This window comes from Streptomyces sp. NPDC028305, from assembly GCF_055569495.1.
In genome coordinates this window covers 93,282-119,125 of sequence record NZ_JBVHTN010000008.1, presented here as the reverse complement: position 1 = coordinate 119,125, position 25,844 = coordinate 93,282, and the positions used below count along the sequence as shown (strand labels likewise).

Sequence of the window (25,844 nt, the reverse complement as noted above, 5' to 3'; positions counted from 1 at the left end):
CGCCCATGCCGCGTTACGCAAGCCCGGGATCCGAGGGCTCGATCGTCAGCTACCAACCGCGCTACGACCACTGGATCGGCGGCGAATACGTGCCGCCCCAGCGGGGCCAGTACTTCGAGAACCCGACCCCGGTCAACGGACAGACCTTCACCGAGATCGCCCGGGGCACCGCCGAGGACGTCGAGCGGGCCCTGGACGCCGCCCACGCCGCGGCCCCCGCCTGGGGCCGTACCTCGCCCGCCGAGCGCGCCTCGGTGCTGCTGAGGATCGCCGACCGCATGGAGGAGAATCTCGAGGCGCTGGCGGTCGCCGAGACCTGGGAGAACGGCAAGCCGGTGCGCGAGACGCTGGCCGCCGACATCCCGCTGGCCATCGACCACTTCCGCTACTTCGCGGGGGCCATCCGGGCCCAGGAGGGCAGCCTCTCGCAGCTCGACGACGACACCGTCGCGTACCACTTCCACGAGCCGCTGGGCGTGGTCGCCCAGATCATCCCGTGGAACTTCCCGATCCTGATGGCCACCTGGAAGCTCGCCCCGGCGCTGGCCGCGGGCAACGCGGTGGTCCTCAAGCCCGCCGAGCAGACCCCGGCCTCCATCCACCTGTGGCTGAGCCTGGTCGCCGATCTGCTGCCGCCGGGCGTGCTCAACATCGTCAACGGCTTCGGCGTCGAGGCCGGAAAGCCGCTGGCCTCCAGCGCCCGCGTGGCCAAGGTCGCCTTCACCGGCGAGACCACCACCGGGCGGCTGATCATGCAGTACGCGAGCGAGCACCTGAAGCCGGTGACACTGGAGCTCGGCGGCAAGAGCCCGAACATCTTCTTCGACGACGTCTCGGCCGCCGACGACGACTTCCTGGACAAGGCCCTGGAAGGGTTCACCATGTTCGCCCTCAACCAGGGCGAGGTGTGCACCTGTCCCTCGCGCGCCCTGGTCCAGCAGGGCCACTACCGGGACTTCATGGACGCGGCCGTGGCCCGTACGGAGAAGATCACCCAGGGCCATCCGCTGGACACCGACACCATGCTGGGCGCGCAGGCCTCCAACGACCAGTTGGAGAAGATCCTGTCCTACCTGGACATCGGCCGGCAGGAGGGCGCCCGGGTGCTGACCGGCGGCGACCGCGCCGACCTGGGCGGCGAGCTGTCGGGCGGCTACTACGTCCAGCCCACGGTGTTCGAGGGCACCAACCAGATGCGGGTCTTCCAGGAGGAGATCTTCGGCCCGGTGGTGGCCGTGACCCCGTTCGGCGACTTCGACGACGCGATCAGGATCGCCAACGACACGCTGTACGGGCTGGGCGCGGGCGTATGGACCCGCGACGGCACGACCGCCTACCGCGCCGGGCGCGCCATCCAGGCGGGCCGGGTGTGGACCAACTGCTACCACGCCTACCCGGCGCACGCGGCGTTCGGCGGCTACAAGCAGTCCGGCATCGGCCGCGAGACCCACAAGATGATGCTGGACCACTATCAGCAGACGAAGAACCTGCTGGTGAGCTACTCCCCCAAGAAGCTCGGATTCTTCTGATGGCCGAGGCCAAGGCCGAGGTGTCCCGGGTCGCGCTGACCCCGGCCGCGGCGGAGCTGATCCGGCGGCTGAGCGAGGAGCACGGACCGCTGATGTTCCACCAGTCGGGCGGCTGCTGCGACGGCAGCGCGCCGATGTGCTACCCGCTGGGGGAGTTCCGTACGGGCGCGGCGGATGTGCTGCTGGGGTCGCTGACGGTGGAGGGCGTCGCGGAGCCGGTCGGGTTCTGGATGTCGGCCGACCAGTTCGAGCGGTGGCGGCATACGCATCTGACGGTGGATGTGGTGCCGGGCCGGGGCAGCGGCTTCTCCCTGGAGGCGCCGGAGGGCGTCCGCTTCCTGATCCGCTCCCGGCTGCTGGACGCGCCGGGGTGAGACCGTGCGCCCGCGGCGGGGGCCCGTACAAGCCCCCGCCGCGGGCGTCAGCTCGCGTCGGCGAGGGCGAGGGTGTGGAGGCGCTCGGGCGGGCCGGGGCGGGCGTAGTACCAGCCCTGGGCGGTGTCACAGCCCAGGCCGCGCAGACACTCGGCCTGCACCGCGGTCTCCACGCCCTCCACCGTCACCGCCAGGTCGAGGGTGTGGGCGAGTGAGACGATCCCCTCCACGATCTTGACGTCGACGGGGTCGATCGGGGCCCGCTGCATGCCCCGGGTGAAGGAGCGGTCGAGCTTGAGCGTGGAGACCGGCAGCCGGCGCAGATACGAGAGGTTGGAGTAGCCGGTGCCGAAGTCGTCCAGGGCGATGTCCACGCCCAGGTCGGCGAGTTGGCGCAGCGGGCGCAGCGCGTCCTCGTCCACGCCGATCAGGTCGTTCTCCGTCACCTCCAGGCACAGCGCGCTCGGGCACAGCCCCGCGTTCTCCAGGACGGCCACGGTGTCGGAGACCAGGCTGGGGTGGCTCAGCTGGCAGGGCGAGAGGTTGACGTTGACCCGCAGCGGGTCCGTGTCGTCCTCGGCGGCGTCCTGCCAGTCGCGGGCCTGCCGGGCGGCCTGCTCCAGCACCCAGCGGCCCAGCGGGACGATCAGCCCGGTGTCCTCGGCGAGCGGGATGAACTGGTCGGGGCCGAGGACGCCGTGCTTGGGGTGGAGCCAGCGGACGAGCGCCTCGGCGCCGCGCACGGTGCCGTCGGCCAGCCGCACCAGGGGCTGGTACTCGATGAAGAACTCGCCCCGCTCCAGGGCGGCGGGCAGGCCGTTGGTCAGGCTGTGCCGCGCGATGACCCGGGCGTTGGAGTCGGCGTCGGCGAGTTCGTAGCGATTGCCGCCGGCCGCCTTGGCCCGGTACATCGTGATGTCCGCGCTGCGCAGCACCTCCGCCCGGCCGATCTCGCCGGCCGGCCCGTCCACGACGCCGATGCTGGCCCGTACCAGCAGCTCGCGGCCGTCGACGCGGACCGGCTCCTCGAGAGCGGCGAGCATCCGGCGGGCCAGGGCGGTGCCGTCCTGCTGTGCGGTGGGGCCGGTGACCAGGGCGAGGAACTCGTCGCCGCCCACGCGCGCGATCAGCTCGTCGGGGGAGGCGGCGCAGTCCTGGAGGCGGTCGGCGACGGCCTTGAGCAGCCGGTCGCCCGCGATGTGTCCGAGGCTGTCGTTGACCGACTTGAAGCCGTCCAGGTCCAGGTAGCAGACGCCGAAGCGCTCGGCGCCGGCCTCGCCGGCCAGCACCTTGTCCAGGCGCTCCAGGAACAGGGTGCGGTTGGGCAGCCCGGTCAGCTCGTCATGCGTGGCCTCGTAGCGCAGCCGCTCGCGCAGCAGCCGGTGCTCGGTGACGTCCTCGGCGAGGGTGAGCTGGTACTGCGGGGCGCCGGCGGAGTCGCGGAGCAGGGTGACCGTCAGATTGGTCCACAGCACGCTGCCGTCGTCGCGGTAGTGGGGCTTCTCGATGCGGAAGTGGTCGCGCCGGCCGGTCACCAGCTCGCGGTAGGTCTCGTGGACTCCGGGCGCGTCGTCGGGGTGGACGAACTCGTTGACGTTGCGGCCGGGGCGGAAGAAGTCCATGCCGCCGAACATCCGGGCCATGGCGTCGTTCACGACCAGGATCTCGCCGTCCAGGCCGCAGATGCCGACGCCGATGACCGCGCCCTCGAACACCGCCTGGAACTTGGCCTCGCTGGCGTGCAGCGCCCTCTCGGCCGCGGTGCGGGCGGCCTCCGCGGCGCGCGAGACGGCCTCGTGCTGATCGCGCTCGCGCTCTCTGAGCTCGCGGACGAAGCCGGCGGCGAGGGCGTGCTGGAGCCGGGTGCAGCGGGCCCGTGCCTCGTCCTCGGCCATGGGTTCGGTCATGGGCCCGGCCGTCGCCGCGGCGGGCGGGCAGTAGGGCACCAGATGGCTGTCGATGGCGCCCAGGATCGCCGGGAGCGCCTCGGGCTCGGTGCACTGCACGTCCACCAGCGCGGCCCCGACCTCGTACGCCGGCGCGGTGTCGAAGGGCTCGGAGCGGAGCGCCGCGCTCAGCCGGGCGGCCAGCGGCACCAGGCGCTCCTCGAACTCGGCCGGGGTCATGGCCGTCGCCGTCACCGGGTGGACGGCGCGGCTCCAGACCTCCGCGAACCGCCTGACCCGGGCCTCCTCGGCCGCCGCACTCTCCGCCGTGCTCTCCTCAGGTCTCGGCCCGCCGCCCGGCCCGGAAGTCATATCGCGGGCCCCGCCGCGGCGCGGCCGCCATGAGCCGCCGCGTCCTCGCCTGCGCCGTCGTCGCCCTTCGGCCGCCAGTACACGTCCTGCACTTCCTCGCCCTCTTCCGGCTTCCGGGGCCGCCCTCGGGGTCGTCCGCGTCCTCGGGGAAGTGGAGCATGACGAATAGCGGCAGGGCAACCCGCTGCTGAGCCGAGATTACTGATCGGCCGTCCGATGCGGAGCGGGAAGTGGAAATCACTAGTCCACTTCTCGGTCTTTTTCGGCGCCAGGAACGGAAAAGCCGGGAGAACCCGGGCAATTATCCGGGCGCGCTAAGGTATGACGGACGCCAGCGACGATGGCAACCGCGCCTTCAGATCATTCCACTCGCCTTCGCTGACATGGCGTTCAAGGGCTTGCAGAACGGTGCGCACCAATTGCTCGGTGTCACCTTCGATCGCGTACGGGAAGTCCGCGCGGACCCGTCTCAAGAATTCCTCGCTGTTCATCTTCACCGGTGTGTGCGCGGGCCGCCACCCGTCGTAGTACACGCCCCGCAGCAGGGTCGGGAGCTGCGCGCCGAACTGCACGGCCTCGTCGACCGGGAGCCGGTCCCGCAGATGGTGCAGCACCGCGCGCAGCGCCGCGTACGACTGCTTGCGGCGCTCCTTGGGCCAGCCGTACACCTCTTCGATCTCTTTCAGAAGCCGATTCGCCTTGTCGACCATGGTGTCGAACGAGGAAAAGCCTGTGGCAACCATCTTGTCGTCCTTCCGCGTCCGCCCGCCGACCGCGGCGGAACACACCCGAAGGGGGCGGTCCCGCCGCGGGACAGAGCCTCCTTCGGCGGGGTCAGCCGCCCCTGCTCTCGCCGACCTCGGTGATTTCGATGTGGCGGGGCTTGGTGGTCTCCGCCTTGGGGACGCCGATCGTCAACACGCCGTCGGACATGCTCGCCTTGACGCCTTCGGTGTTCACTTCGCCCGCCAGCCGCATCCGGTACTCGAAGCGGCCGGTGCGACGCGTGCTGCGGCGCAGAACGCCCTTGCTCTCCCGCTCCTTGATCTCCCCCGAGACGCCCAGTTCCTGCCCGCTCACCTCGACGTCGACGTCCCTGCGGCTGACGCCCGGCAGCTCGATCTGGACGTGATATGCCTCGTCGGTCTCGGACACATCGGCGGACGGCGTCCAGGCCGCCAGACCGGCGCCCGGTACCGCGCCGCCGACCGTGGATTCGAGGAGCCCGCCCATCTGGTTGAGCAACTCGTCGAACTCGGCCAGGGGACTGCGCGCCCAGCCGCGCTGGCGCTCCATCGCGCCCTCGTTTCGTGTTCTCCGGACGGGCATGCTCATCGCCCACCACCTCCGTCCTGTCGGTGATCCGCGGATGCGTTGTCCCCTGTCCAGGATGGGCAGCCGGAGGGCCGCCCGCACCTCGGATCATGGCCGGGGCGGGGCGTGAGCGGGTCGGGGAAGGACCGGAGGGAGGGGGCGGGGCGGCGCCCGGGGGCCGAGCGCCGCCCGTGCGCTCAGCGGATGCCCAGCTCCCGCAGGACGCGGCTCTGACTCGCGGTCGGCTTGGCCGGGAAGTACAGGTAGCACACGCCGCCGGTGCCGGAGGCCACCTTGCCCTGGGCGTTGTAGCGCTTGGTGCGCAGCCAGATGTTCTCGAACTCGCGCCGCTTGTAGACGTGGCGGACCGCCGCGTTGTCGGCCGAGGCCGGGTCGTTGGCGATGACGTCGCCTTCGGCGGTGAAGCCGATCACGGTCATCAGGTGGCCCGCGGTGCCGTATCCGGCCCCGGTCAGCTCCTCCTTGAGGAACGACTGGGAGGTGATCAGCGGAATGCCGGCGGCGATCAGCTTCTCGGCGTCGTTCAGCGAGCCGAGCCGGGTGACCACTCCCTGGAGATCGCGGTAGGTGGCGGCGTAGGCGGCGTTGAACGGCCAGTTGCCGCAGCCCTGGTACTGGTAGTCGAAGGTGTGCCGAGCGGCGTGGCAGACCTGCGGGTCGGCGTAGTCGGGGTTGACCCAGGCCAGGTCCCCGGCGGTGGGCTTGCGGCCCCAGTACTCGATGATCATCTGGGACGAGGTGGGGCTGCACCACGCCTCGCCGCCGTTGTCGTACTCCGGGTACTGGCCCTTGTGGATCTCCTGCGAGTAGCGCGGCACGGTCAGCTCACGCCCCCCGGCCAGGCCCGGGGTGGAGGCGGGCACCTCGAAGCGGTCGGGGACGTCCGAGCCCATCGCGCCGACGCGCCACACCGTGGGCGTCAGTTTGCTGCCGGGCTTGCGGTAGAGGGTGAGCCGCACCCGGTACGAGACGAGCCGCAGCCCGCTCGCCGCGTCGTCGACGGAGAAGGTGTCGGTCCACACCGAGCTCTTGCCGTCGCTCTGGTCGTCGACCGAGGTCCGGCGGATGGACTCGGCGCCGTCCCCGGACGCCCAGCGGCCCATCACATACCAGGGAGTGTCGGTGCCGTCGGTGTACGTGCCCTTCAGCTCGGCCAGGATCCAGGTGCCGGCCGGGGTGCGGGCGTTCCAGGACACGATCGCCTCGGTGGCCGGAGTGGCCAGGGTGTGCGCCGGGGAGGTCCAGGTCGCGTACTCCCAGGACGCCGTGATGCCGGTGTGCGGATCGGTGTAGTCGGCGGTGCCCGCGGGGCGGGAGATGACCACGCCGGGGCGGGCTCCGGCCTCGACGCGGATGCCGTCACCCGCTCCCGCCCGCCAGTCGGCGAGGCTGCTCCAGCCGTGGTAGCCGACGGCCGGGGCGGCGGCCTTCCGGGCCGGCCGGGCCGCCGGGCGCACCGGCTCCGCGGCCGCGGTGCCGGTGGACAGGGCGGCCGCGCCGGTGACGGCGAAGGCGGCGGCGAGCACGGTGCGGCGAGGTGTGAATCCGTCTCCGGATCTGGTCATACGGGGTTCCCCCAGTCGTCGTCCGGGTGGGCCGTGGGTGCGCGACAGTCGCACAACTATGGCCGCTGCGAGTGGTGTCAGGCCAGTGATTCCCGGCTGGGCGCCTCATCAATATTGGTGTGGACCATTGGAGTGAGGGCGGGGCGAATCGCGAGGTGAGGGCAGCGCGGGAACGGGGCGGGAACGGCGGCGCGGCAGGCCCGGGGCCGCGGCCGTAAGGTGGTCGGCGATGGATCTGTACCGCCCCGCCGCACCGCCCGCCCCGCCCGGCCCCCCGGCCGCCGCCCCGGAGCCGCCCGATCAGCTCGCCGCGCTGGCCGCGCGGCTGCGCGCGCTGCCGCCCTCGTGCGGGCCCGTACGGCTGGTCGCGGTGGACGGGCACGCCGGGTCCGGCAAGACCACATTCGCCGGGCGGCTGGCGGCGGCGCTCGGCGGCGCCCCCGTGCTGCACACCGACGACCTCGCCACCCACGACGAGCTGTTCGCCTGGACCGGGCGGCTGCGCGCGCAGATCCTCGACCCCCTCGCCCGCGGCGCCGCCGCCCACTACGCGCCGTACGACTGGGTGGAGCGCCGCTTCACGGCCGCCTCTCGGCGGCTCGACCCGGCCCCCGTGGTGCTCGTCGAGGGCGTGGGCAGCGGGCGCCGCGCCCTGCGCCCGCACCTTGCGCGCCTGCTGTGGATGGAACTGCCCGAGGCGGAGTCCTGGCGGCGGGGACAGCTGCGGGACGGACCGGAGATGTCCACATTCTGGGACGGCTGGCTTCTCGCCGAGCGCGCGCATTTCGCCGCCGACCCCTCACGTCCCCATGCCGAAATCCTGGTGATGCAGCGAAACGAGGGGTACGAGTTGCTCACGGGGCCCGCCGAGGCGCCCTGAACCACCCCCCGGCATCACTCTGTGTGACGATGCGCGGCCGACCGCGCCCGCGCGGCGCTCCCGGCGCACGACGCGCACCCCAACTCGGCTTGACCTAGGGCCCATACAGGTCTTACGTTCTCAATGTGCGACTCGTGCGAGTCGCCCCACAACGCGAAGCCCCCGGTTGTTCCCCCGTGATCGGGGGCTTCGTCCTGTCCGGGAGGGCTCACGGAGATCCTTCCGGAGTCCCTTTCCACCACTTTTGTCCTCGGACCCCCTCACCCTGGGTGACCAGCGTCTTCCGGCCTTTCGCGCCCCGTCCGCGCCCCCGCGCACGCCGCCCGGCCAGGCAAGTTGGACACGAACAGCCGTGCGGCACCCTCGGCCCGTGCGGCCTGCGCAGGTACGATGCGAAGCGGGGCAGCCGCCCCTGCGGCAACCACGGGGGCAGGGTTTGTGGGGGACGTGATGGATTTCGGCACGCAGGGTTCGCACGCCCCGGCCGATCTCGCCTGGCTGCGTGCCGTCGACGCCTACACGATGGGCGCGTACGCGCAGGCGGAGGACGAGTTCCGGGTCGCGGTGCGGCACGATCCCGGAATGGCCGACGCCTGGCTCGGTCTGCACGCGCTGCGGGCCGACACCACCACCGCGCTGCTGCGGATGTACCGGCACCGCGACCGCTTCGGCGAACAGCGCGCCCACCACCGCCGCACCCTGAACTCCTGGTACTGGCTGGGCTGGTGGGTCCAGCCCGTCCTGGAGACCAGCCGGGACCTGCTGCTCGCACACGCCTCCCACTGGCTCGACGGCCGCCACGTCCCCGAGCTGGACCGGGCCCTGGCCGGCTGCCCGCCCGTGGAGGCCGATCCGCAGGCGCGCTTTCTGCACGCCTGCCGGGCCTATCTGGTCAAGGACTGGGAGCAGCTGGTGCGGCACACCGAGCCGCTGCTGGACGATCCGTTACTGGGCATCGAGGCGGGGCTGTTCGGCGGCATGGCCCGGGTGCGTCTCGAGATGTTCGGCCAGGCGGAACCGCTGCTCGCCGCCGCCCTGATGCGCTGCCGCAGCGAACAGCCGCAGCGCAAGGAGCTGCGCTACTGGCTGGCCCGCGCCCATGAGGGCACCGGCCGCAGCGCCGCGGCGCTCCCCCTCTACCGCGCGGTGCACCGCATCGACCCGACCTTCATGGACACCTCGGCCCGGCTCGCGGCCATAGCGGAGGGCGACGGCCTCGACGAGACCGCCGACCTCGCCGCCGTCTCGCTGGCCGGGCTCGGCAGCCAGGACGCCGCCGAGGGCCGCGACGCCGCCACCGACCCCGACCCCCTGGTCACGGCCGACCCGCCGGACGGCCGCGAGCTGCGCGCCACCGGCCCGGACCCGGAAGGCCCCCCGCTGGTCGGCGCCCCCGTGGTCGCCGCCGACGGCCCGCGCGAGCGAGCCGGCGCGACCCCGCAGCCCGGCCCCTCCGACCCCGTCCTGCTGGAGAACGCGCTTCAGGAGCTGGAGCGCATGGTGGGCCTGGAGCCCGTCAAGCGGCAGGTGCGGGCGCTGTCCGCCCAGCTCCACATGGCCCGGCTGCGCGCCGGACAGGGCCTCCCGGTCCAGCCGCCCAAGCGCCACTTCGTCTTCTCCGGCCCCTCCGGCACCGGCAAGACCACCGTCGCCCGCATCCTCGGCCGCGTGTTCTACGCGCTCGGACTGCTGGGCGGCGACCATCTCGTCGAGGCCGGGCGCGCCGACCTGGTCGGCGAGTACCTCGGCCAGACGGCCGTGAAGGCCAACGAGCTGATCGACTCCGCGCTCGGCGGGGTGCTGTTCGTGGACGAGGCGTACTCCCTCTCCAACTCCGGCTACAGCAAGGGCGACGCGTACGGCGACGAGGCGCTCCAGGTGCTGCTCAAGCGCGCCGAGGACAACCGCGACCGCCTCGTGGTGATCCTCGCCGGCTACCCCGAGGGCATGGACCGGCTGCTGGCCGCGAACCCCGGCCTCGGCTCGCGCTTCACCACCCGCGTCGACTTCCCCAGCTACCGCCCGCTCGAGCTCACCCGGATCGGCGAGGTCCTGGCCGCGGAGAACGGCGACAAGTGGGACGAGGAGGCCGTGGAGGAGCTGCGGTCCATCAGCGGACACGTGGTGGAGCAGGGCTGGATCGACGAGCTGGGCAACGGGCGGTTTCTGCGGACGCTGTACGAGAAGAGTTGCGCGTACCGGGATCTGCGGTTGTCCGGGTGGACGGGGACGCCTACGCGCGAGGATCTCGCGACGCTGCGGCTGCCGGATCTGATGCAGGCGTACGGCGAGGTCCTCTCCGGCCGCGGCCCCATGTACCGCGACCCCGAGGACCCACCCCTGGAGTAGCGCCGGAGGGGCTGATTTTCAGCCCGTCCGGCGCTTGAGGACACGCCCGAAGGGCGTGAGGGGGTCCGGGGGCCTGCCCCCGGTTTCGGGAAGGGGCGGGTCGGGGACACAGCATCGATATGCGGCTCCGCCGCGCGGCCGCCGCAGGCGCAAACGCAACGGTCAGCCGACCATCGCGCGCTCCTCCTCCGAAGCCGACGGCGCCGAAGGCGCCACCTCGCCCCGCGGCTCGGCCACCCGATCCCGTGCCCCACCCCGGTGAGAGGGGTCCCGCACCTCGCCCACCAGCATCTCCAGCACGTCCTCCAGGGCGACGAGCCCCAGCACCTTCCCGGACGCGTCGGCGACAGCCGCCAGGTGGGAGGCCGACCGCCGCATCTGGGTCAGCGCGTCGTCCAGCGGCAGCTCGGCCCGCAGGGTGCCGATGGGACGCCACACATGCTGGGGTACGGCCCGGTCCGGGGCCTCCAGGTCCAGGACGTCCTTCACATGGAGATAGCCCATGAACGCGCCGCCCGCCTCGCGCACCGGGAACCGGGAGTAGCCGGTCCGTACGGTGAGCTCCTCGATCTGCCGGGGCGTGACCGAGGGGTCGACGGTGACCAGGCCCGCCGGGTCGAACAGGACGTCCGTGACGGGGCGGCTGCCGAGCTCCAGGGCGTCGGCGAGCCGCTCGTGCTCGCCGGGGTCGAGCAGCCCGGCCTGCCGGGAGTCCTCGACGAGGTGGGTGAGCTGCTCGCTGGTGAAGACCGCCTCGATCTCGTCCTTGGGCTCCACGCGGAACAGCCGCAGCACCTGCCGGGCGCAGGCGCCGAGGAGGGCGGTGACCGGCCGGCAGAGGCGGGCGAAGGTGACCAGGCCGGGGGCGAGCCAGAGGGCGGTCTTCTCGGGGGCCGCCATGGCCAGGTTCTTCGGCACCATCTCGCCGATGACCAGGTGCAGACAGACCACGACCGCGAGGGCGATGGCGTAACCGAAGGGGTGGACCAGCTGCTCGGGCAGGTGGACGGCGTGGAAGACCGGCTCCAGCAGGTGCGCGACGGTGGGCTCGGCGACCGCGCCGAGCGTCAGCGAGCAGATGGTGATGCCGAACTGCGCGGCCGCCATCATCTGCGGCAGGTTCTCCAGGCCGGTGAGCACCGTACGGGCGCGGGCCGAGCCCTCGGCCGCGCGGGGCTCGATCTGGCTGCGGCGGACGGAGACGAGAGCGAACTCGGCGCCGACGAAGAAGCCGTTGGCGAGGACCAGGAGAGCGGCGAAGAGAAGTTGGACCAGGCTCATCGTTCCGCCCCCCGCGCGGCGCCGCCGACGGCACCGCTTCCGTTGACTGTGCCAGTGCCAGTGCCGACGCCGACGGCCGCCGGGGCCTCGGTGCGTATGATCCGCACCCTCTCGGCCCGGTGGTGTCCGACCTGCCGGACCGACAGTTTCCAGCCGGGCAGCTCGGCGGTGTCGCCGACGGCCGGGATCCGTGCGAGGAGGTCGGCGACCAGGCCGGCCACCGTCTCGTACGGCCCGTCCGGCGCCTCCAGGCCGATCCGGCGCAGGGTGTCGACGCGGCAGCCGCCGTCGGCCTCCCAGGTGGGGCGGCCGTCCTCGGCGGCGGTCGGCACCAGGTCCGGGGTGTCCGCGGCCTCGTCGTCGTGCTCGTCGCGCACCTCTCCGACCAGCTCCTCGACGATGTCCTCCAGGGTGACCACGCCGGCCGTGCCACCGTACTCGTCGACGACGACGGCTATCGGCTGTTCGCTGCGCAGCCGCTCCAGGAGGGGCTGCACGGGCAGGGTCTCGGGGACCAGCACCGGGGACTGGGCGATCCGTGCCACGGAGGTGCGCAACCGCTCCTGCGAGGGCACCGCGAGGGCGTCCTTGAGGTGCACCATGCCGACCACCTCGTCGAGGCGCTCGCGGTAGACGGGGAAGCGGGACAGCCCGGTGGCGCGGGTGAGGTTGAGCACGTCCTCCGCGGTCGCGGAGGACTGGAGGGCGCTGACCCGCACGCGGGGCGTCATCACATGCTGCGCGGTCAGGTCGCCGAGGGAGAGGGTGCGCACGAACAGGTCCGCGGTGTCCTGTTCGATGGCGCCCGCCTGCGCGGAGTGGCGGGCGAGGGAGACCAGCTCGCCGGGGGTGCGGGCGGAGGCCAGCTCCTCGGTGGGCTCCACGCCCAGCGCCCGCACCAGCCGGTTGGCGACCGTGTTGAGCATGGCGATGAGCGGGCGGAAGAAGCGGGCGAAGGCGTGCTGCGGCCCGGCGACGAACCGCGCGACCTGGAGCGGCCGGGAGACCGCCCAGTTCTTGGGGACCAGCTCACCGATGATCATCTGGACGGCCGAGGCGATCAGCATGCCCACCACCACGGCGATGCCGGAGACCGCGCCGTGCGGCAGCCCGGTGGCACTCAGGGGAGGGGTCAGCAGCGCGCCGAGCGCGGGCTCGGCGAGCATGCCGACCACCAGGGAGGTGATGGTGATGCCCAGCTGGGTGCCGGAGAGCTGGAAGGACAGCTCGCGCAGGGCCTCGACGACGGTGCGGGCCCGGCGGTCGCCCTCGGCGGCGGCGCGCTCGGCGTCCGGCCGCTCGACGGTGACCAGGCCGAATTCGGCCGCCACGAAGAAGCCGTTGGCGAGGATCAGAACGAGTGCTGCCGCGAGCAGCAGGAGGGACAGGGTGATACTCATGCCGCCGCCCACGAGTGAGGGGCGGCGCAGGTACTACAGGACGATCCGTCCATCTCTGGAGGGAGTCACTCCTCGGGTCGCAGGGGCCTGCCGGGGTGGGCACAACGGTGCACGGACAGGTGGTAAGGGCCGGGGCACCATCGGCGCCCCCGCAACAGAGTAATCAAGGATCCCGCGTTCCGGGCAGGCCCCGGCGGCCGGAGAGGGCCGATCGGGCGGCCTTCAGCCGTCTTCGGGGTCCCGGTTCCCGCCCGACCGGCCGGTGCCGTGCTCCTCGGCGAGTGCGCGCAGAACGCGCGCGTCGCCGATGGCGCGGGCCTTGGCGATACCGGGCTGGATGCCCATCACGGGCAGGCTGGTGCCGTCGGAGAGGTCCAGGAAGACCCACGGGTCACCGGGCCGCAGATTGACCCGCAGCACCTCCGCCCACGCCAGCCGGCGCTTGGTGGTGAGATTGACGACGGTCACCCCGCCGGAGTCGGCGACCACCTTGGGCCGGCTGAGCAGCGCCAGCACACCGAAGAACAGCAGGCCGGTGAAGATGAAGCTGAGCCTCTCCCCCGGGTTCAGCCCCTCCAGGACCAGTCCGATCGCCGTGAGGAGGACGACCAGGACGGCTCCGGTGGTCAGCAGGACGGCCCGGGTGCGGGTCGGCCGGAAGGTGACGGGGAGGGCGGGGAGCCCGGCAGGGGGCTGCGCGGGCGCCGAATCGGAGGCGGACACGTGGTGTGGGGTCTCTCCGTGAGAGGAACGGTGGGTCTGGTGGGAGGGCGGGCCGCTGAAGGGCGCGCCGGACGTCAGAGGCGGCAGGCGTGGATGCCGGTGGTCAGAATGGCCCGCGCCCCCAGGTCGTACAGCTCGTCCATGATCCGCTGGGCGTCCTTGGTCGGGACCATCGAGCGGACCGCGACCCAGCCCTCGTGGTGCAGCGGGGAGACGGTGGGCGACTCGAGGCCGGGGGTGAGCGCCACGGCCCGCTCCACCTGCTCGACCCGGATGTCGTAGTCCATCATCACGTAGCGCCGGGCCACCAGCACGCCCTGCATCCGGCGGAGGAACTGCTGGACCTTGGGGTCGTCGACGGGGGCGCCGGTGCGGCGGATGACGATCGCCTCGGACTTCAGGATCGGCTCGCCGATGATCTCCAGACCGGCGTTGCGCAGGGTGGTGCCGGTCTCCACGACATCCGCGATGACCTCGGCCACGCCGAGCTGGATGGCGGTCTCGACGGCGCCGTCGAGGTGCACGACGGCGGCGTCGACGCCGTTGTCCGCGAGGTGCTTGGTGACCAGGCCCGAGAAGGAGGTGGCGACGGTCATCCCGCCGAACTCGCTGACGTCCTTCGCCGTGCCGGGCCGGGTGGCGTAGCGGAAGGTGGACCCGGCGAAGCCGAGCTGCATGATCTCCTCGGCCTGGGAGCCGGAGTCGAGCAGCAGGTCACGGCCGGTGATGCCGATGTCGAGGCGGCCGGAGCCCACGTACACGGCGATGTCGCGGGGGCGCAGGAAGAAGAACTCGACCTCGTTCTCGGAGTCGACGAGCACCAGCTCCCTGCGGTCCTTGCGCTGCCGGTAGCCGGCCTCATGGAGCATCGCCGACGCAGGCTCGGACAGTGAACCCTTGTTGGGGACGGCGATGCGCAGCATGAGAACTTCTTCCTTACGTGGGCGAGACGTGGGCGAGGGGCGGGACGGGGCGGGACGGCTCAGAGGTGGGCGTAGACGTCGTCGAGGGTCAGGCCCCGGGCGATCATCATCACCTGGAGGTGGTAGAGGAGCTGTGAGATCTCCTCGGCGGCCGCCGCGTCGCTCTCGTACTCGGCGGCCATCCACACCTCGGCGGCCTCCTCCACGACCTTCTTGCCGATGGCGTGCACGCCCGACTGAAGCAGCTCGGCGGTGCGGGAGGTGGCGGGATCGGCCGTGAGGGCCTTCTGCTGAAGCTCGGCGAAGAGCTCCTCGAACGTCTTCTTGGGCATGATGCCCGTCATCCTACTGGGGGCGCCGGGCGCGGCTCTGCGCGAGGGCTAGGGTCTGTCGTCAAAGGGGGCGTCCGGCCGCGAGCGGCGTCTGGTGCAGGGGGCACCGCCCAGCGGTAGCTGGGGGAGCCTCGCAAGGCGGAGCGTCGCCCTCGTACTGGGCGTACTTGGGCGATGCGACAACGCGGCGAGGTGCCGTGCCAGGCGTCGGGAGCAGGGCGCCCCCTTTGACGACAGGCCCTAGGCAACCGACCGCAGGGTGACTGCGGTGGCGACGGCCGCGGTGACCGCCTCGTGGCCCTTGTCCTCGTTCGACCCCGGGAGCCCGGCCCGGTCCAGCGCCTGCTCCTCGGTGTCGCAGGTGAGCACGCCGAAGCCGATGGGCACCCCGGTGTCCACGCTGACCTGGGTGAGGCCCTGTGTGACGCCCTGGCACACATAGTCGAAGTGGGGGGTGCCGCCGCGGATCACGACGCCGAGGGCCACGACCGCGTCGTAGCCGCGGTCGGCGAGCACCTTGGCGGCCACCGGCAGCTCCCAGCTGCCCGGCACGCGCAGCAGGGCCGGCTCGGCGATGCCCAGCTCGCGCAGGGCGCGCAGCGCCCCGTCGACCAGCCCGTCCATCACCTGGGCGTGCCACTGGGCGGCCACCACGGCCACGCGCAGGTCTCCGCTGTTCTCCACGGACAGCTCGGGGGCTCCCTTACCGCTCACGTCTACATCTCTCCTTGGTGCTGGTGTTGCTTTTGGTGCGGGGTGATCTGGTGGTGCGATCCCAGGGGATGGCTACTGGTTGCCGCAGGCGGACATCGGCTGGGGGTGGCCGTTCTCCAGCCACGGCAGGTCGTGGCCCATCCGGTCGCGCTTGGTGCGCAGATAGCGCAGGTTGTGCTCGCCCGCCTGGACGGGCATCGGCTCGCGGCCGACGACCCGCAGCCCGTGCTGGACCAGCGCCGCGGTCTTCTCCGGGTTGTTGGTCATCAGGCGCAGGGAGCGGACGCCGAGGTCGGTGAGGATGCGGGCGCCGGCGGCGTAGTCGCGGGCGTCGGCGGGCAGGCCGAGTTCGAGGTTGGCGTCGAGGGTGTCGCGGCCCAGCTCCTGGAGCTCGTACGCGCGCAGCTTGGACAGCAGTCCGATGCCGCGGCCCTCGTGGCCGCGCAGATAGACCACCACGCCGCGGCCCTCGGCGGTGACCCGCTGGAGGGAGGCGTGCAGCTGGGGGCCGCAGTCGCAGCGCTGCGAGCCGAAGACATCGCCGGTCAGGCACTCGGAGTGGACGCGGACCAGGACGTCCTCGCCGTCGCCGATGTCGCCCTGGACGAGGGCGATGTGCTCGACGCCGTCGACGGTCGAGCGGTAGCCGTACGCCTGGAAGTCGCCGAAGGCGGTGGGCAGCCGGGTCTCGGCCTCGCGCCGCACGGTGGGCTCGGTGGCCCGGCGGTAGGCGATCAGCTCCTCGATGGAGATGATCGCCAGCCCGTGTTCGCGGGCGAAGGAGACCAGCTCGGGCAGGCGCAGCATGGTGCCGTCCGCGCCCGCGATCTCGCAGATCGCGGCGGCCGGGCGGAGCCCCGCCAGCCGGGCGAGGTCGACACCGGCCTCGGTGTGGCCGTCGCGGGTCAGCACGCCTCCGGCGCGGGCGCGCAGCGGGAAGATGTGCCCGGGGCGGGCGAAGTCGCCGGGGGCGCTGTGCGGGTCGGCCAGCAGGCGCAGGGTGGTGGACCGGTCGGCGGCGGAGATGCCGGTGCCGACGCCGTGTTCGGCGGTGGCGTCGACCGAGACGGTGAAGGCGGTGCGCATGGACTCGGAGTTCTGCTCCACCATCTGCGGCAGCTCGAGCCGGTCGAGGTCGGTGCCCTCGAGGGTGGCGCAGATCAGCCCGCGGCACTCGCGCATCATGAAGGCGACGATCTCGGGGGTGGCCTTCTCGGCGGCGACGATGAGGTCGCCCTCGTTCTCCCGGTCCTCGTCGTCCACGACCACGACGGGGCGTCCGGCGGCGATCTCGGCGATGGCCCGCTCGACGGAGTCGAGTGAGACCTCGTCGGGCCACTCGGCGGCGTTGGGCTCGGTGCGCACGCTCGGCAGGGTCTGTACGGGGGTCATGTGTCGCTTCCTGGTGTTCCTGCTGTCCGTGGGCTCCTGTGCGTCGCCGACGGCGGGGGCGGTCATGCGAGGGTCTCCTCGTCCGTGGCGTCCAGCGGGCGGCCGTCCTTGCCCAGCAGCCGCTCGACGTACTTGGCGAGCACGTCCACTTCGAGGTTGACCGGGTCGCCGGCCTGCTTGACGCCCAGGGTGGTGAGGTCGAGGGTCGTCGGGATGAGGCTGACGGTGAAGTAGTCGGGCCCCGCGTCGACGACGGTCAGGCTGATGCCGTCGACCGTGATGGAGCCCTTCTCGACCACATAGCGGCTCAGCTCGGCGGGGAGCGAGACCTTGACGATCTCCCAGTGCTCGGAGGGCTTGCGCTCGACGATGGTGCCGGTGCCGTCGACGTGGCCCTGCACCAGATGGCCGCCCAGGCGCCCGCCGAGCGCCATGGGGCGCTCCAGGTTGACGCGGGAGCCGACGGCGAGGGCGCCGAGGCTGGAGCGGTTCAGGGTCTCGGCCATGACGTCGGCGGAGAACCGGCCGTCCTCGGTGTCGACGACGGTGAGGCAGACGCCGTTGACGGCGATGGAGTCGCCGTGCTTGGCGCCTTCGGTGACGACGGGGCCGCTGACCAGGAAGCGGGACGCGTCGCCGAGGTTCTCGACGGCGACGATCTCGCCCAGTTCTTCGACGATTCCGGTGAACACTCAGCTCTCCTCGGGGGCGACGGGGACGGTGGGTACGGCGGGTACGGCGGTGACGCGCAGGTCGGGCCCGAGCCTGGTGACGTCGGTCAGCTCCAGGCGAAGCGCCTGCGTGATGGTGGTAATTCCCGCGTCGGCGAGGGCGTGGGTGCCCGCGCCGAGCAGTACGGGGGCGAGATAGCCGACGACCTTGTCGACGGCGCGGGCGGCGAGGAACGCCCCGGCAAGCGTCGGGCCGCCCTCCAACAGGACCGAGCGGACACCGCGCGCGTACAACTCCTCGAGCAGCGCGGGGATGTCCAGGCCCGGCCCGGCCGCGGCGCGCGGCAGCCGGACGGCCTCGGCGCCCGGCGGCACGGCGGGGGCGTCCTCGGCGACGGCGACCAGGGTGGGCGCGGCGCCGTCGAGGACCCGGGCGCCCGGGGCGATGGTGCCCTTGCTGTCGAGTACGACGCGCAGCGGCTGCCGGGCGCCGTCCCGGCCGCGCACCGCGAGGTGCGGGTCGTCGGCGCGCAGGGTGCCGGAGCCGACCACCACCGCGTCGGCCTCGGCGCGCAGCCGGTGCACATCGGCGCGGGACTCGGCCGAGGTGATCCAGCGGCTGGTGCCGTCGGCGGCGGCGCTGCGCCCGTCCAGGGTCGCGGCGTACTTCCACAGCACGAAGGGGCGGCCGAGCCGCGTCGAGGCCAGCCAGGCCTCGTTGCCCGCGGCGGCCTGGTCGGCGAGCAGGCCGCTCTCCACGTCGGCCCCGGCGGCGGCGAGGGTGGCGGCCCCGCCGGCGGCCTGGTCGTTGGGGTCGGCGACCGCGTACACGACGCGGGCGATTCCGGCGTCCAGCAGCGCCTGGGCGCAGGGGCCGGTGCGACCGGTGTGGTTGCAGGGTTCGAGGGTGACGACGGCGGTGCCGCCGCGGGCCCGCTCACCGGCGGCGCGCAGGGCGTGGATCTCCGCGTGCGGGCCGCCGGCCCCCTGGTGCCAGCCCTCGCCGGCGGTACGGCCGTCGGCGTCGAGGATCACGCAGCCGACGACGGGGTTGGGGCTGGTGTGGCCGAGGCCCCGGGCGGCGAGCGCCACGGCACGGCGCATCGCTTCGGCTTCGGCTGCGGTGGCCACCGGGTCCTCCTGCCTCTTCGGGCACGGACTCCGGGGCTGTCGAGATGACAGAAGCGGAAAGACGGCACCGGGGAACGCCTGGGCCGGGAAACGGTCCGCCACAAGGGGCGGGCCGCCGACGGCGGCGCACCGGTGCTCTGCTCCCGCCGCGCACTGCCTCCCATCCGGACTTTCACCGTCGGTCCAGGAATTTCACCTGGTCAACCGGCCGCTGGAGGCGGACGGGTCGCGGACTGTAACCGCCGGCTCGGATTTTCACCGACCCCGGAGTGCGCTGACGTCACTGGTACGGCCCCAGTGTGCCACGGGACGTCGGCACAGCTGGAGCCGTAGGAGTGTGGCTTGCCTCACCCGCCGGTCAGCCGGTAGTGGCGATGCTGTCGAGCTGCTCGACGGCGGGCCGCAGCGCCCACAGGTCGCCGCCGGGCGGCGCCTGGAGCGCGGGGAGCGCCGCCTTGGCCCTGCGGTCGCCCGCGTCGGCCGCCGCGTGCACGATGTCGCTGGCCGCGTAGGCGCGGAAGTCCAGCTCCGGGTACGGCCAGGGCCGCGCCCCGGTGGCCGCCGGGAGCAGCACGTCCACGGCCTTGAAGAGATTCGCCCCGCCCGGTCCCGTGTAGTGCCACAGGTCCACGCCGACGTGCTTGCCGACGGCCGCGAGCCGCGTGAAGGCGACGAGGTTGAAGGTGGAGTAGTGGAAGCTGCGGGTGCGGGACAGCTCGCCGGGCTGGGTGCCGTCCGCCGCGATCTGGGCGTCCACGCGCTTGGTCCGGGCCTCGCGGACGACCTGGCGGGCGAGGTCGCGGTCGCCGACCGCCGCGGCGATGGCGGCGACCTGCATGTCGAAGAAGGTGCCGTGGTTGTTCTCGGCGGCGCCCTCCTCCTTGCCGAAGTCGCTGTTCACCAGCCAGTCCAGGAACTGCTTGTTCCAGGTGCGGAAGCCCGTGTGGTCCTGGCGGGACCAGCCGGGGGCGCCGGTGTCGAGGATGGCGGCGGCGTCCAGGAGGCTGGTGAAGCCCTGGGAGAAGTCGATGATGCCGATGGCGCGGCCGTCGTACTTGCAGGGGATGAACTGGGCGTGGTTCAGGCTGGGGTTCATCCGGGTCGCCGGGGTGACGAACCAGGTGCGCAGGATCTCGGCGGCGTGCTCGGCGTAGCCGCGCTTGCCGGTGTAGTACCAGGCCAGGGAGAGCTCGTAGGCGGACTCGAAGACCTTGCCCACCTCGGGACGGTCCGTCATCTTGTCCACATCGGGGTTCCGCTGGCCATCCTTCTGAACGTAGGGGCAGCCGTACGGATTGTCCTCGGTCTTCGGCTGGGTGGGCCACCAGTACGGGGCCTGGCTGAAGTAGTCGTGCTTGTCGCCGCTGGGCGGCACCTGGTCCTTGTCGGTGACCGTCCAGGGGCCCTGGGTCATCCACTGGTCGGCCTGGGCGGTCAGATCGCGTACGGTCCGCTTCAGCCGGGCGTCCCCGGCCTGGAGCTTCGCCTTGGTCAGGGCCAGGCGTGGGCCGTCGAGCACCACGGTTTCGGGTACCGGGGCCGGGTGGCGGGCGGGCTCGGCGCCATGCGCGGAGGGGGCGGCGGGGATGGCCAACACCGCGAATACCGCGGCAAGGGCGACGGAGAGGGCGACAGCGGCGCGGGCGATCGGCCCACGCCCTGGAGGAGTTGCTCCCATCGAGGACCCCAATCAGCTATCTGAACAGGATTCAGGATCGCGATCGTGGGTCAGGCTATGTCGGGGCCATGCTCACGACAAGAGACCGCGCACAACTCCGCCCGGTGGAGAACCGCCCGCTCCGGGTACGGCCACGGGCGCCGAACAGCCGGCTCCCGGTACGGCTACGGGGCGCCGAACAACTCGCTCCCGGTGCGGCTACGGGGCGCCGAACAGCTGGTTCTGGGTGGCGTCCATGGCGGTCAGGACCGCGCCGCGCAGCACTCCGCCGCCGCCCACCACCCCGGCCCGCACCTGGGTGCGCAGCGGCGACATCCGCCGGAGCCGGTCCTCCACACGCCGCGCCAGGGCAGGGCCCCCGGCCCGGCCCACCTCTCCGCCGAGCACCACACAGCCCGGGTCGAGCACCGCGCACACCGCGGCCGCCCCAACCGCGATCCGGCCCGCGAGCGCTTCCAGGAACGGCTCGCCCCGCTCCCCCGCGTCCACCGCGGCCCGTACGGCCGCCTCCGCCGCCGGCGCGTCGTCCGCCGCGTCGGCCGACAGGCCCAGCTCACGGGCGAGTTCACAGACCGCCGGGCTGCTCGCGAGCGAGTGGAAGCCGCCGTCGCAGGCGGTCGCCGAGGGCAGCCCCGACGTTCCTGGCACCGGCATGAAGCCGATCTCCCCCGTGCCGCCCGAGGCCCCGCGCCGCAGCACCCGGTCGAGCACGACGGCCGCGCCGACGCCATGGCCGAGCCACAGCAGCACAAAGGTGTCCCGGTCGCGGACCACACCGAGCCGCTGCTCGGCGACCGCGGCCAGGTTGACCTCGTTCTCCAGCAGCACCGGCGCCCCGAGGCCGGCGTGCAGGGCCGCGCTCAGCTCACGGTGCCAGCCGGGCAGGGAGTCGGTGACGGCCAGCTCGCCGGTCGCCGGGTCGACGAGCCCCGGGGCGCCGATGCCGATGTGGTGCAGCCGCTCGGCCCCCGCCTCCCGGGCCGTGCGCCGCACCAGATCCACCGTCGCCTCGGCGGCCCGCGCGGGCTCCACGTCGGCGGCGACCGGCAGTGTGGCCTCGGAGACGGTGTGGCCCAGCAGGTCGGCCACGCACACCGCGACGCTCCGCGCGCGGACGTCCACGCCCGCCACATACGCGCTGTCCGCGACGATGCCGTACACCCGGGCGTTGGGCCCCCGCCGCTCGGCGCCCGCCTCCCCCACCACCGCGATCAGCCCGGCGCTCCGCAACCGCTCGACCAGGTCCGCGATGGTGGGCCGGGACAGCCCGGTCATGGACTTGAGCTGACCGGCGGTCAGCGGCCCCTCATCCTTGAGGAGGTGCAGGGCGAGGCGGTCGTTGATGGCCCGCGCCGTACTCGGGGAGGCGGTACGGCCCGCCAGGGACACGCGCGTCGACGTCATGGCGGGATCCTTTCAGAGGCACCGCTCATCTGGACCCTATCTATCAGGGACCCTTCCTGATAGTTTCCGTGGGCGAAACGCGTCTCCGGGAGGGTGGGCAGCAGGGGCATGGACGACGACGGTACGGAGGCGCAGACTCCGCAACAGCGCGAGGTCCGGCGGGCGCGGGTGGCCGTGGCGGCCGTGTTCGCCGTCCACGGCGCGGTCACCGGCAACTTCGCCACCCGCGTGCCCTGGATCCAGGAGCATCTGGACCTCGGCGCGGGCCTGCTCGGCCTCGCGCTGGTCTTCCCCGCGCTCGGGGCCTCCGTCGCGATGCCCCTGGCCGGGCGGATCAGCCACCGCTTCGGCGCCCGCGCCGCGCTGCGCGCCCTGATCGCGCTGTGGTGCCTGTCGCTGGTGCTGCCGCCGATGGCGCCCGGCCTGGTCTGGCTGTGCGGCGCGCTGTTCGTCTACGGCGCCACCGCCGGGATGGCCGACGTCGCCATGAACGCCCTCGGTGTGGAGGTCGAGAACCGCCTCGGCCGCTCCATCATGTCCGGGCTGCACGGCATGTGGAGCGTCGGAGCGCTCCTCGGCTCGGCGGCCGGCACGCTCGCCGCCCACGCCGGCACGGACGCACGGCTGCACCTCGGCCTCGCGGCTGCCGTGCTCACCCTGATCGGCGCGGTCGTCTGCCGCTGGGTGCTCGATCTGCGCAGCGCCCCCGAAGAGCACCCGCCGCCCCGCTTCGCCCTGCCGCCCCGCTCCGCGCTGATCATCGGCGCAGTCGGCTTCTGCGCGGTGTTCGCGGAGGGCGCGAGCCTGGACTGGTCGGCGGTCTATCTGCGGGACGTCCTGGACTCCTCCCCCGGCCTCGCCGCCGTCTGCACCACGGCCTTCTCCTGCACGATGGCCGCGGCCCGGCTCGTCGGCGACGCGGTGGTGGGCCGCTTCGGCGCGGTGCGGACCGTACGCGCGGGCGGTGTCCTGTCCACGGCCGGCGGCGTGCTGGTGGTGACGGCCACCGGGCCCGCCCTGGCCATCACCGGATTCGGCCTGCTCGGCCTGGGCGTCGCGGTGGTCGTCCCGCTCGCCTTCGCGGCGGCGGCGCGCAGCGGGCCGGCTCCCAGCCAGGCCATCGCGGGCGTCGCGACCATCACGTACACATCGGGGCTGATCGCTCCGGCCGCGATGGGGTCGATCGCGGACGCGACCTCGCTGACGGCGTCGTTCGGTGTGGTGACGGTGCTGGCGCTGGGGCTGGTGATGGGGGCGGGGGTGCTGCGCGGGCCGGCGCGCGAGGGGGCGGCGGGCGGCCACGCGGACGCGGCGGCGTCCAGCGCGACGCGTCGCTGACGCGGCGGTTTTCCCCTACCCGCCCCTTCCCGCAACTGGGGGCAAGCCCCCAGACCCCGGACGCCCTTCGGGCGTGTCCTCAATCGCCGGACGGGCTGACTGTCCGGCGACTGAGGACCGGGGTCCGGAGCGGAGCCCCGATTGCGGGAAGGGGCGGGTAGGGGACAGGGCCCGCCGCAGGCGCGCGATCGTTCGGGCGGGGCCGAAGTGTCGGGGGCGGATGATGGGCGTATGTCGCAGCCCCACCCCCGCGGACCCCAGCTCGCCCGCCTCGCCTCGCTGCTCGCCGACGAGACCCGCGCGTCGTTCTGTCTGGCGCTGCTCGACGGGCGCGCCTGGACCGCCGGGGAGCTGGCGCGGCTCGCCGGGGTGGCCGCGTCGACCGCGAGCGAGCATCTGAGCAGGCTCGTCGAGGGCGGCCTGCTGGCGGAGGAGCGGCAGGGCAGGCATCGCTATGTACGGCTGGCGGGGCCGCAGGTCGCCCAGCTGATCGAGGACCTGTCCGGCCATGCCGCGCCGCCGCCCGCGCCCCGTACGCTGCGCGCGGCCAGCGCCGGTGAGGCCATGGCGCGGGCCCGCACCTGCTACGACCATCTCGCCGGGCGGCTGGGCACGGCGATCACCGACGCGATGGTGGAGCACGGGCTGCTGCGGGGGGCGGAGGGGTTCGCGCTGACCGACGTCGGCCTGGTCTGGTTCCGGCGGCTCGGCGTGGACCTGTCGGCGGCCTCGCGCGGGCGCCGGCCGATGGCGCGCAGCTGTCTGGACTGGACCGAGCGCAGACCGCATCTGGCGGGCGTGGCGGGCGCCGCGCTGTGCCGGCATGCGCTGGACGCGGGGTGGTGTGCGCGGATCGGCAGCCAGCGGGCGCTGCGGGTGAGCGAGGAGGGGCGGCGGGCGCTGCGCGACCTGCTGGGCGTGCGGCTCCCCGAATGACCGGCCTGACCAGCCTGACCGGCCTGACCGGACGGAGCGCGCGCCTCGCGGGCCGGGTGGATCGCCTGGGGGCGAGGACACGCTGGTCCGGGGCCTGATCTACCATTTCCCGGCCGAGCCCGGGCCGCCCGGGGCAGGCCACCCACAGCAGCCCATAGTGGAATGAAACACACTTTCGACCCACTAACATTGCTGCGATCCCCCCTGAGCGATGAACTGGAGCAACCATGGGCCTCGGCGTGCGCTGGACCCTGCACGGCGACGGGCGCACCCCCGCCCCCGGAGCCGTCGTCAAGCCGGATGAGCGGCTGTCCTGGCCCAGGACGGTCGGGCTGGGCGCCCAGCATGTCGTGGCGATGTTCGGCGCGAGCTTCGTGGCTCCGGTGCTGATGGGCCTTGACCCCAATCTCGCGATCATGATGTCCGGGGTCGCGACCATCCTGTTCCTGCTGGCGACCCGTGGCCGGGTGCCCAGCTATCTGGGGTGCAGCCTCTCCTTCGTCGGGGTGGCCGCCGTGATCAGGGCGCAGGGCGGCGGCAGCGCCGCCATCACCGGCGCGATCCTGGTGGTCGGCGGGGTGCTGTTCCTGAGCGGCCTGGCGGTGCGGAAGTTCGGCGCGCGCATCATCCACGCGGCGATGCCGCCGGTGGTCACGGGCGCGGTGGTCATGCTGATCGGCTTCAACCTGGCGCCGGTGACCGCGAAGACGTACTGGCCGGCCGATCAGTGGGTGGCGCTGCTGACCATGCTCTTCACCGGCCTCGCCGTGGTCTGTCTGCGCGGCTTCTGGTCGCGGGTCGCGATCTTCCTGGGCCTGGTCTTCGGGTATGTGATCTCCTGGCTGTTCGACCGCGTCTTCGGCAGGATCCACTCGCTGGACGGCAGCGGGCGGATCACCGACCACTGGCGGCTCGACCTGTCCGCGGTGGGCAAGGCGGACTGGATCGGCGTGCCCTCGGTGCACGCGCCCAGCTTCCAGTGGTCGGCCGTGCTGGTCGCCCTGCCGGTCGTCATCGCGCTGATCGCCGAGAACGCCGGGCATGTGAAGGCCGTCGGCGAGATGACCGGCGACCCGCTCGACGACACCCTCGGCACCGCCATCGCCGCGGACGGCGCGGCCACCATGCTCTCCACCGCGGTCGGCGGCCCGGCCAACACCACGTACTCCGAGAACATCGGCGTCATGGCGGCCTCCCGCGTCTATTCCACCGCCGCCTACTGGGCCGCGGCCGGCTTCGCGCTGCTCTTCGGGCTGTGCCCCAAGTTCGGGGCGATCGTCGCGGCGATCCCCGGCGGTGTGCTGGGCGGGATCACGGTCATCCTGTACGGCATGATCGGGCTGCTCGGCGCCCAGATCTGGGTGCACAACAAGGTGGACCTGCGCAATCCGCTCAACCTGGTGCCGGTCGCGGCCGGTGTGGTCATCGGCGTCGGCGGGGTCGGTCTCAAGATCAGCGACAACTTCGAGCTCAGCGGGATCGCGCTGGGCACGGTGGTCGTGCTCAGCGGCTACCACCTGCTGCGCGCGCTGGCCCCGGCTCATATGAAGCAGGAGGAGCCGCTGCTGGACGCGGGCACCAGCGCGTACGACGACGACGCCACGGAGGCCGGGAAGCCCGCGAAGCCCTGA

22 protein-coding genes and 1 riboswitch are annotated in these 25,844 nt (G+C 72.9%); of the genes, 7 read left to right on the top strand and 15 right to left on the bottom strand.

Annotation, left to right across the window (positions count from 1 at the left end; genetic code table 11):
• Nucleotides 1-5: 5 nt before the first annotated feature.
• Nucleotides 6-1,529, top strand: coding sequence for an aldehyde dehydrogenase (gene adh / locus ACZ4WQ_RS33950; RefSeq protein ID WP_361193032.1), 1,524 nt, complete (start codon nt 6-8; stop codon nt 1,527-1,529).
• Nucleotides 1,529-1,903 (top strand): DUF779 domain-containing protein, encoded by a 375-nt coding sequence (locus ACZ4WQ_RS33945; protein WP_311725872.1) that lies wholly within the window; start codon nt 1,529-1,531, stop codon nt 1,901-1,903. Before adh ends, ACZ4WQ_RS33945 begins: the two co-directional genes overlap by 1 nt.
• Nucleotides 1,904-1,950: 47 nt before the next feature.
• Here ACZ4WQ_RS33945 and ACZ4WQ_RS33940 read toward each other — a convergent pair whose 3' ends face one another.
• From ACZ4WQ_RS33940 to ACZ4WQ_RS33925, 4 genes are all read right to left on the bottom strand, one after another.
• Nucleotides 1,951-4,161 (bottom strand): putative bifunctional diguanylate cyclase/phosphodiesterase, encoded by a 2,211-nt coding sequence (locus tag ACZ4WQ_RS33940; RefSeq protein WP_311725871.1) that lies wholly within the window; start codon nt 4,159-4,161, stop codon nt 1,951-1,953.
• Nucleotides 4,162-4,475: 314 nt separating this feature from the next.
• On the bottom strand, nt 4,476-4,904 hold the full coding sequence (locus ACZ4WQ_RS33935) for a DUF2267 domain-containing protein (protein WP_311725870.1): 429 nt from the start codon (nt 4,902-4,904) through the stop codon (nt 4,476-4,478).
• Between the two features lie 91 nt (nt 4,905-4,995).
• Nucleotides 4,996-5,496, bottom strand: coding sequence for an Hsp20/alpha crystallin family protein (locus ACZ4WQ_RS33930; RefSeq protein ID WP_311725869.1), 501 nt, complete (start codon nt 5,494-5,496; stop codon nt 4,996-4,998).
• A 176-nt stretch (nt 5,497-5,672) separates the two neighbouring features.
• Nucleotides 5,673-7,061: a peptidase C39 family protein gene (locus tag ACZ4WQ_RS33925; protein ID WP_361193027.1), complete on the bottom strand. Its 1,389-nt coding sequence runs from the start codon at nt 7,059-7,061 to the stop codon at nt 5,673-5,675.
• 229 nt (nt 7,062-7,290) lie between these two features.
• Here ACZ4WQ_RS33925 and ACZ4WQ_RS33920 point away from each other — a divergent pair, with 229 nt between their 5' ends.
• Both ACZ4WQ_RS33920 and ACZ4WQ_RS33915 read left to right on the top strand, forming a co-directional pair.
• Entirely contained in the window at nt 7,291-7,941 is a 651-nt protein-coding gene (locus tag ACZ4WQ_RS33920) for a uridine kinase family protein (RefSeq protein ID WP_311725867.1), read from the top strand.
• A gap of 450 nt (nt 7,942-8,391) precedes the next feature.
• Nucleotides 8,392-10,290: an AAA family ATPase gene (locus ACZ4WQ_RS33915; RefSeq protein ID WP_311725866.1), complete on the top strand. Its 1,899-nt coding sequence runs from the start codon at nt 8,392-8,394 to the stop codon at nt 10,288-10,290.
• A gap of 162 nt (nt 10,291-10,452) precedes the next feature.
• On the opposite strand, the gene ACZ4WQ_RS33910 is transcribed toward ACZ4WQ_RS33915, so the two are convergent.
• The 11 genes from ACZ4WQ_RS33910 to ACZ4WQ_RS33860 all read right to left on the bottom strand — a co-directional run bounded on the left by ACZ4WQ_RS33910 (nt 10,453) and on the right by ACZ4WQ_RS33860 (nt 21,939).
• Entirely contained in the window at nt 10,453-11,571 is a 1,119-nt protein-coding gene (locus tag ACZ4WQ_RS33910; RefSeq protein WP_468022683.1) for a hemolysin family protein, read from the bottom strand.
• Nucleotides 11,568-12,965 carry a hemolysin family protein gene (locus tag ACZ4WQ_RS33905; protein WP_358847486.1) on the bottom strand — a complete coding sequence of 466 codons (1,398 nt, stop codon included), beginning with the start codon at nt 12,963-12,965 and terminating at the stop codon, nt 11,568-11,570. Before ACZ4WQ_RS33905 ends, ACZ4WQ_RS33910 begins: the two co-directional genes overlap by 4 nt.
• Nucleotides 12,966-13,193: 228 nt before the next feature.
• Nucleotides 13,194-13,694, bottom strand: a complete 501-nt coding sequence (locus ACZ4WQ_RS33900; protein ID WP_385351649.1) for a PH domain-containing protein — start codon at nt 13,692-13,694, stop codon at nt 13,194-13,196.
• Between the two features lie 74 nt (nt 13,695-13,768).
• On the bottom strand, nt 13,769-14,617 hold the full coding sequence (gene hisG / locus ACZ4WQ_RS33895; RefSeq protein ID WP_311725863.1) for an ATP phosphoribosyltransferase: 849 nt from the start codon (nt 14,615-14,617) through the stop codon (nt 13,769-13,771).
• Between the two features lie 59 nt (nt 14,618-14,676).
• The gene (locus ACZ4WQ_RS33890) at nt 14,677-14,949 is read right to left on the bottom strand and encodes a phosphoribosyl-ATP diphosphatase (protein WP_311725862.1); all 273 of its coding nucleotides are present in this window, start codon (nt 14,947-14,949) and stop codon (nt 14,677-14,679) included.
• A gap of 240 nt (nt 14,950-15,189) precedes the next feature.
• Nucleotides 15,190-15,663, bottom strand: coding sequence for a 6,7-dimethyl-8-ribityllumazine synthase (gene ribH / locus ACZ4WQ_RS33885; protein ID WP_352129088.1), 474 nt, complete (start codon nt 15,661-15,663; stop codon nt 15,190-15,192).
• 72 nt (nt 15,664-15,735) lie between these two features.
• Nucleotides 15,736-17,055 carry a bifunctional 3,4-dihydroxy-2-butanone-4-phosphate synthase/GTP cyclohydrolase II gene (locus ACZ4WQ_RS33880; protein ID WP_311725913.1) on the bottom strand — a complete coding sequence of 440 codons (1,320 nt, stop codon included), beginning with the start codon at nt 17,053-17,055 and terminating at the stop codon, nt 15,736-15,738.
• Nucleotides 17,056-17,117: 62 nt separating this feature from the next.
• The gene (locus ACZ4WQ_RS33875; protein WP_358847467.1) at nt 17,118-17,747 is read right to left on the bottom strand and encodes a riboflavin synthase; all 630 of its coding nucleotides are present in this window, start codon (nt 17,745-17,747) and stop codon (nt 17,118-17,120) included.
• Nucleotides 17,748-18,857: a bifunctional diaminohydroxyphosphoribosylaminopyrimidine deaminase/5-amino-6-(5-phosphoribosylamino)uracil reductase RibD gene (gene ribD, locus ACZ4WQ_RS33870; protein ID WP_398375495.1), complete on the bottom strand. Its 1,110-nt coding sequence runs from the start codon at nt 18,855-18,857 to the stop codon at nt 17,748-17,750. It lies immediately after the preceding gene.
• Nucleotides 18,858-19,003: 146 nt separating this feature from the next.
• Nucleotides 19,004-19,134, bottom strand: a riboswitch (FMN riboswitch).
• A gap of 81 nt (nt 19,135-19,215) precedes the next feature.
• The gene (locus ACZ4WQ_RS33865; RefSeq protein ID WP_311725858.1) at nt 19,216-20,535 is read right to left on the bottom strand and encodes an alginate lyase family protein; all 1,320 of its coding nucleotides are present in this window, start codon (nt 20,533-20,535) and stop codon (nt 19,216-19,218) included.
• Nucleotides 20,536-20,733: 198 nt separating this feature from the next.
• Nucleotides 20,734-21,939, bottom strand: a complete 1,206-nt coding sequence (locus ACZ4WQ_RS33860; protein WP_398375493.1) for an ROK family transcriptional regulator — start codon at nt 21,937-21,939, stop codon at nt 20,734-20,736.
• Nucleotides 21,940-22,047: 108 nt separating this feature from the next.
• On the opposite strand from ACZ4WQ_RS33860, the gene ACZ4WQ_RS33855 reads away from it, so the two are divergent.
• The 3 genes from ACZ4WQ_RS33855 (at nt 22,048) to ACZ4WQ_RS33845 (ending at nt 25,844) form a co-directional block, all read left to right on the top strand.
• A complete protein-coding gene (locus ACZ4WQ_RS33855) occupies nt 22,048-23,277 on the top strand; it encodes an MFS transporter (RefSeq protein WP_398375491.1) in 1,230 nt (409 codons plus the stop codon).
• A 231-nt stretch (nt 23,278-23,508) separates the two neighbouring features.
• Complete coding sequence (locus ACZ4WQ_RS33850; protein WP_385346549.1) at nt 23,509-24,213, top strand: ArsR/SmtB family transcription factor; 705 nt, start codon at nt 23,509-23,511, stop codon at nt 24,211-24,213.
• Between the two features lie 227 nt (nt 24,214-24,440).
• Nucleotides 24,441-25,844 (top strand): uracil-xanthine permease family protein, encoded by a 1,404-nt coding sequence (locus ACZ4WQ_RS33845; RefSeq protein WP_311725853.1) that lies wholly within the window; start codon nt 24,441-24,443, stop codon nt 25,842-25,844.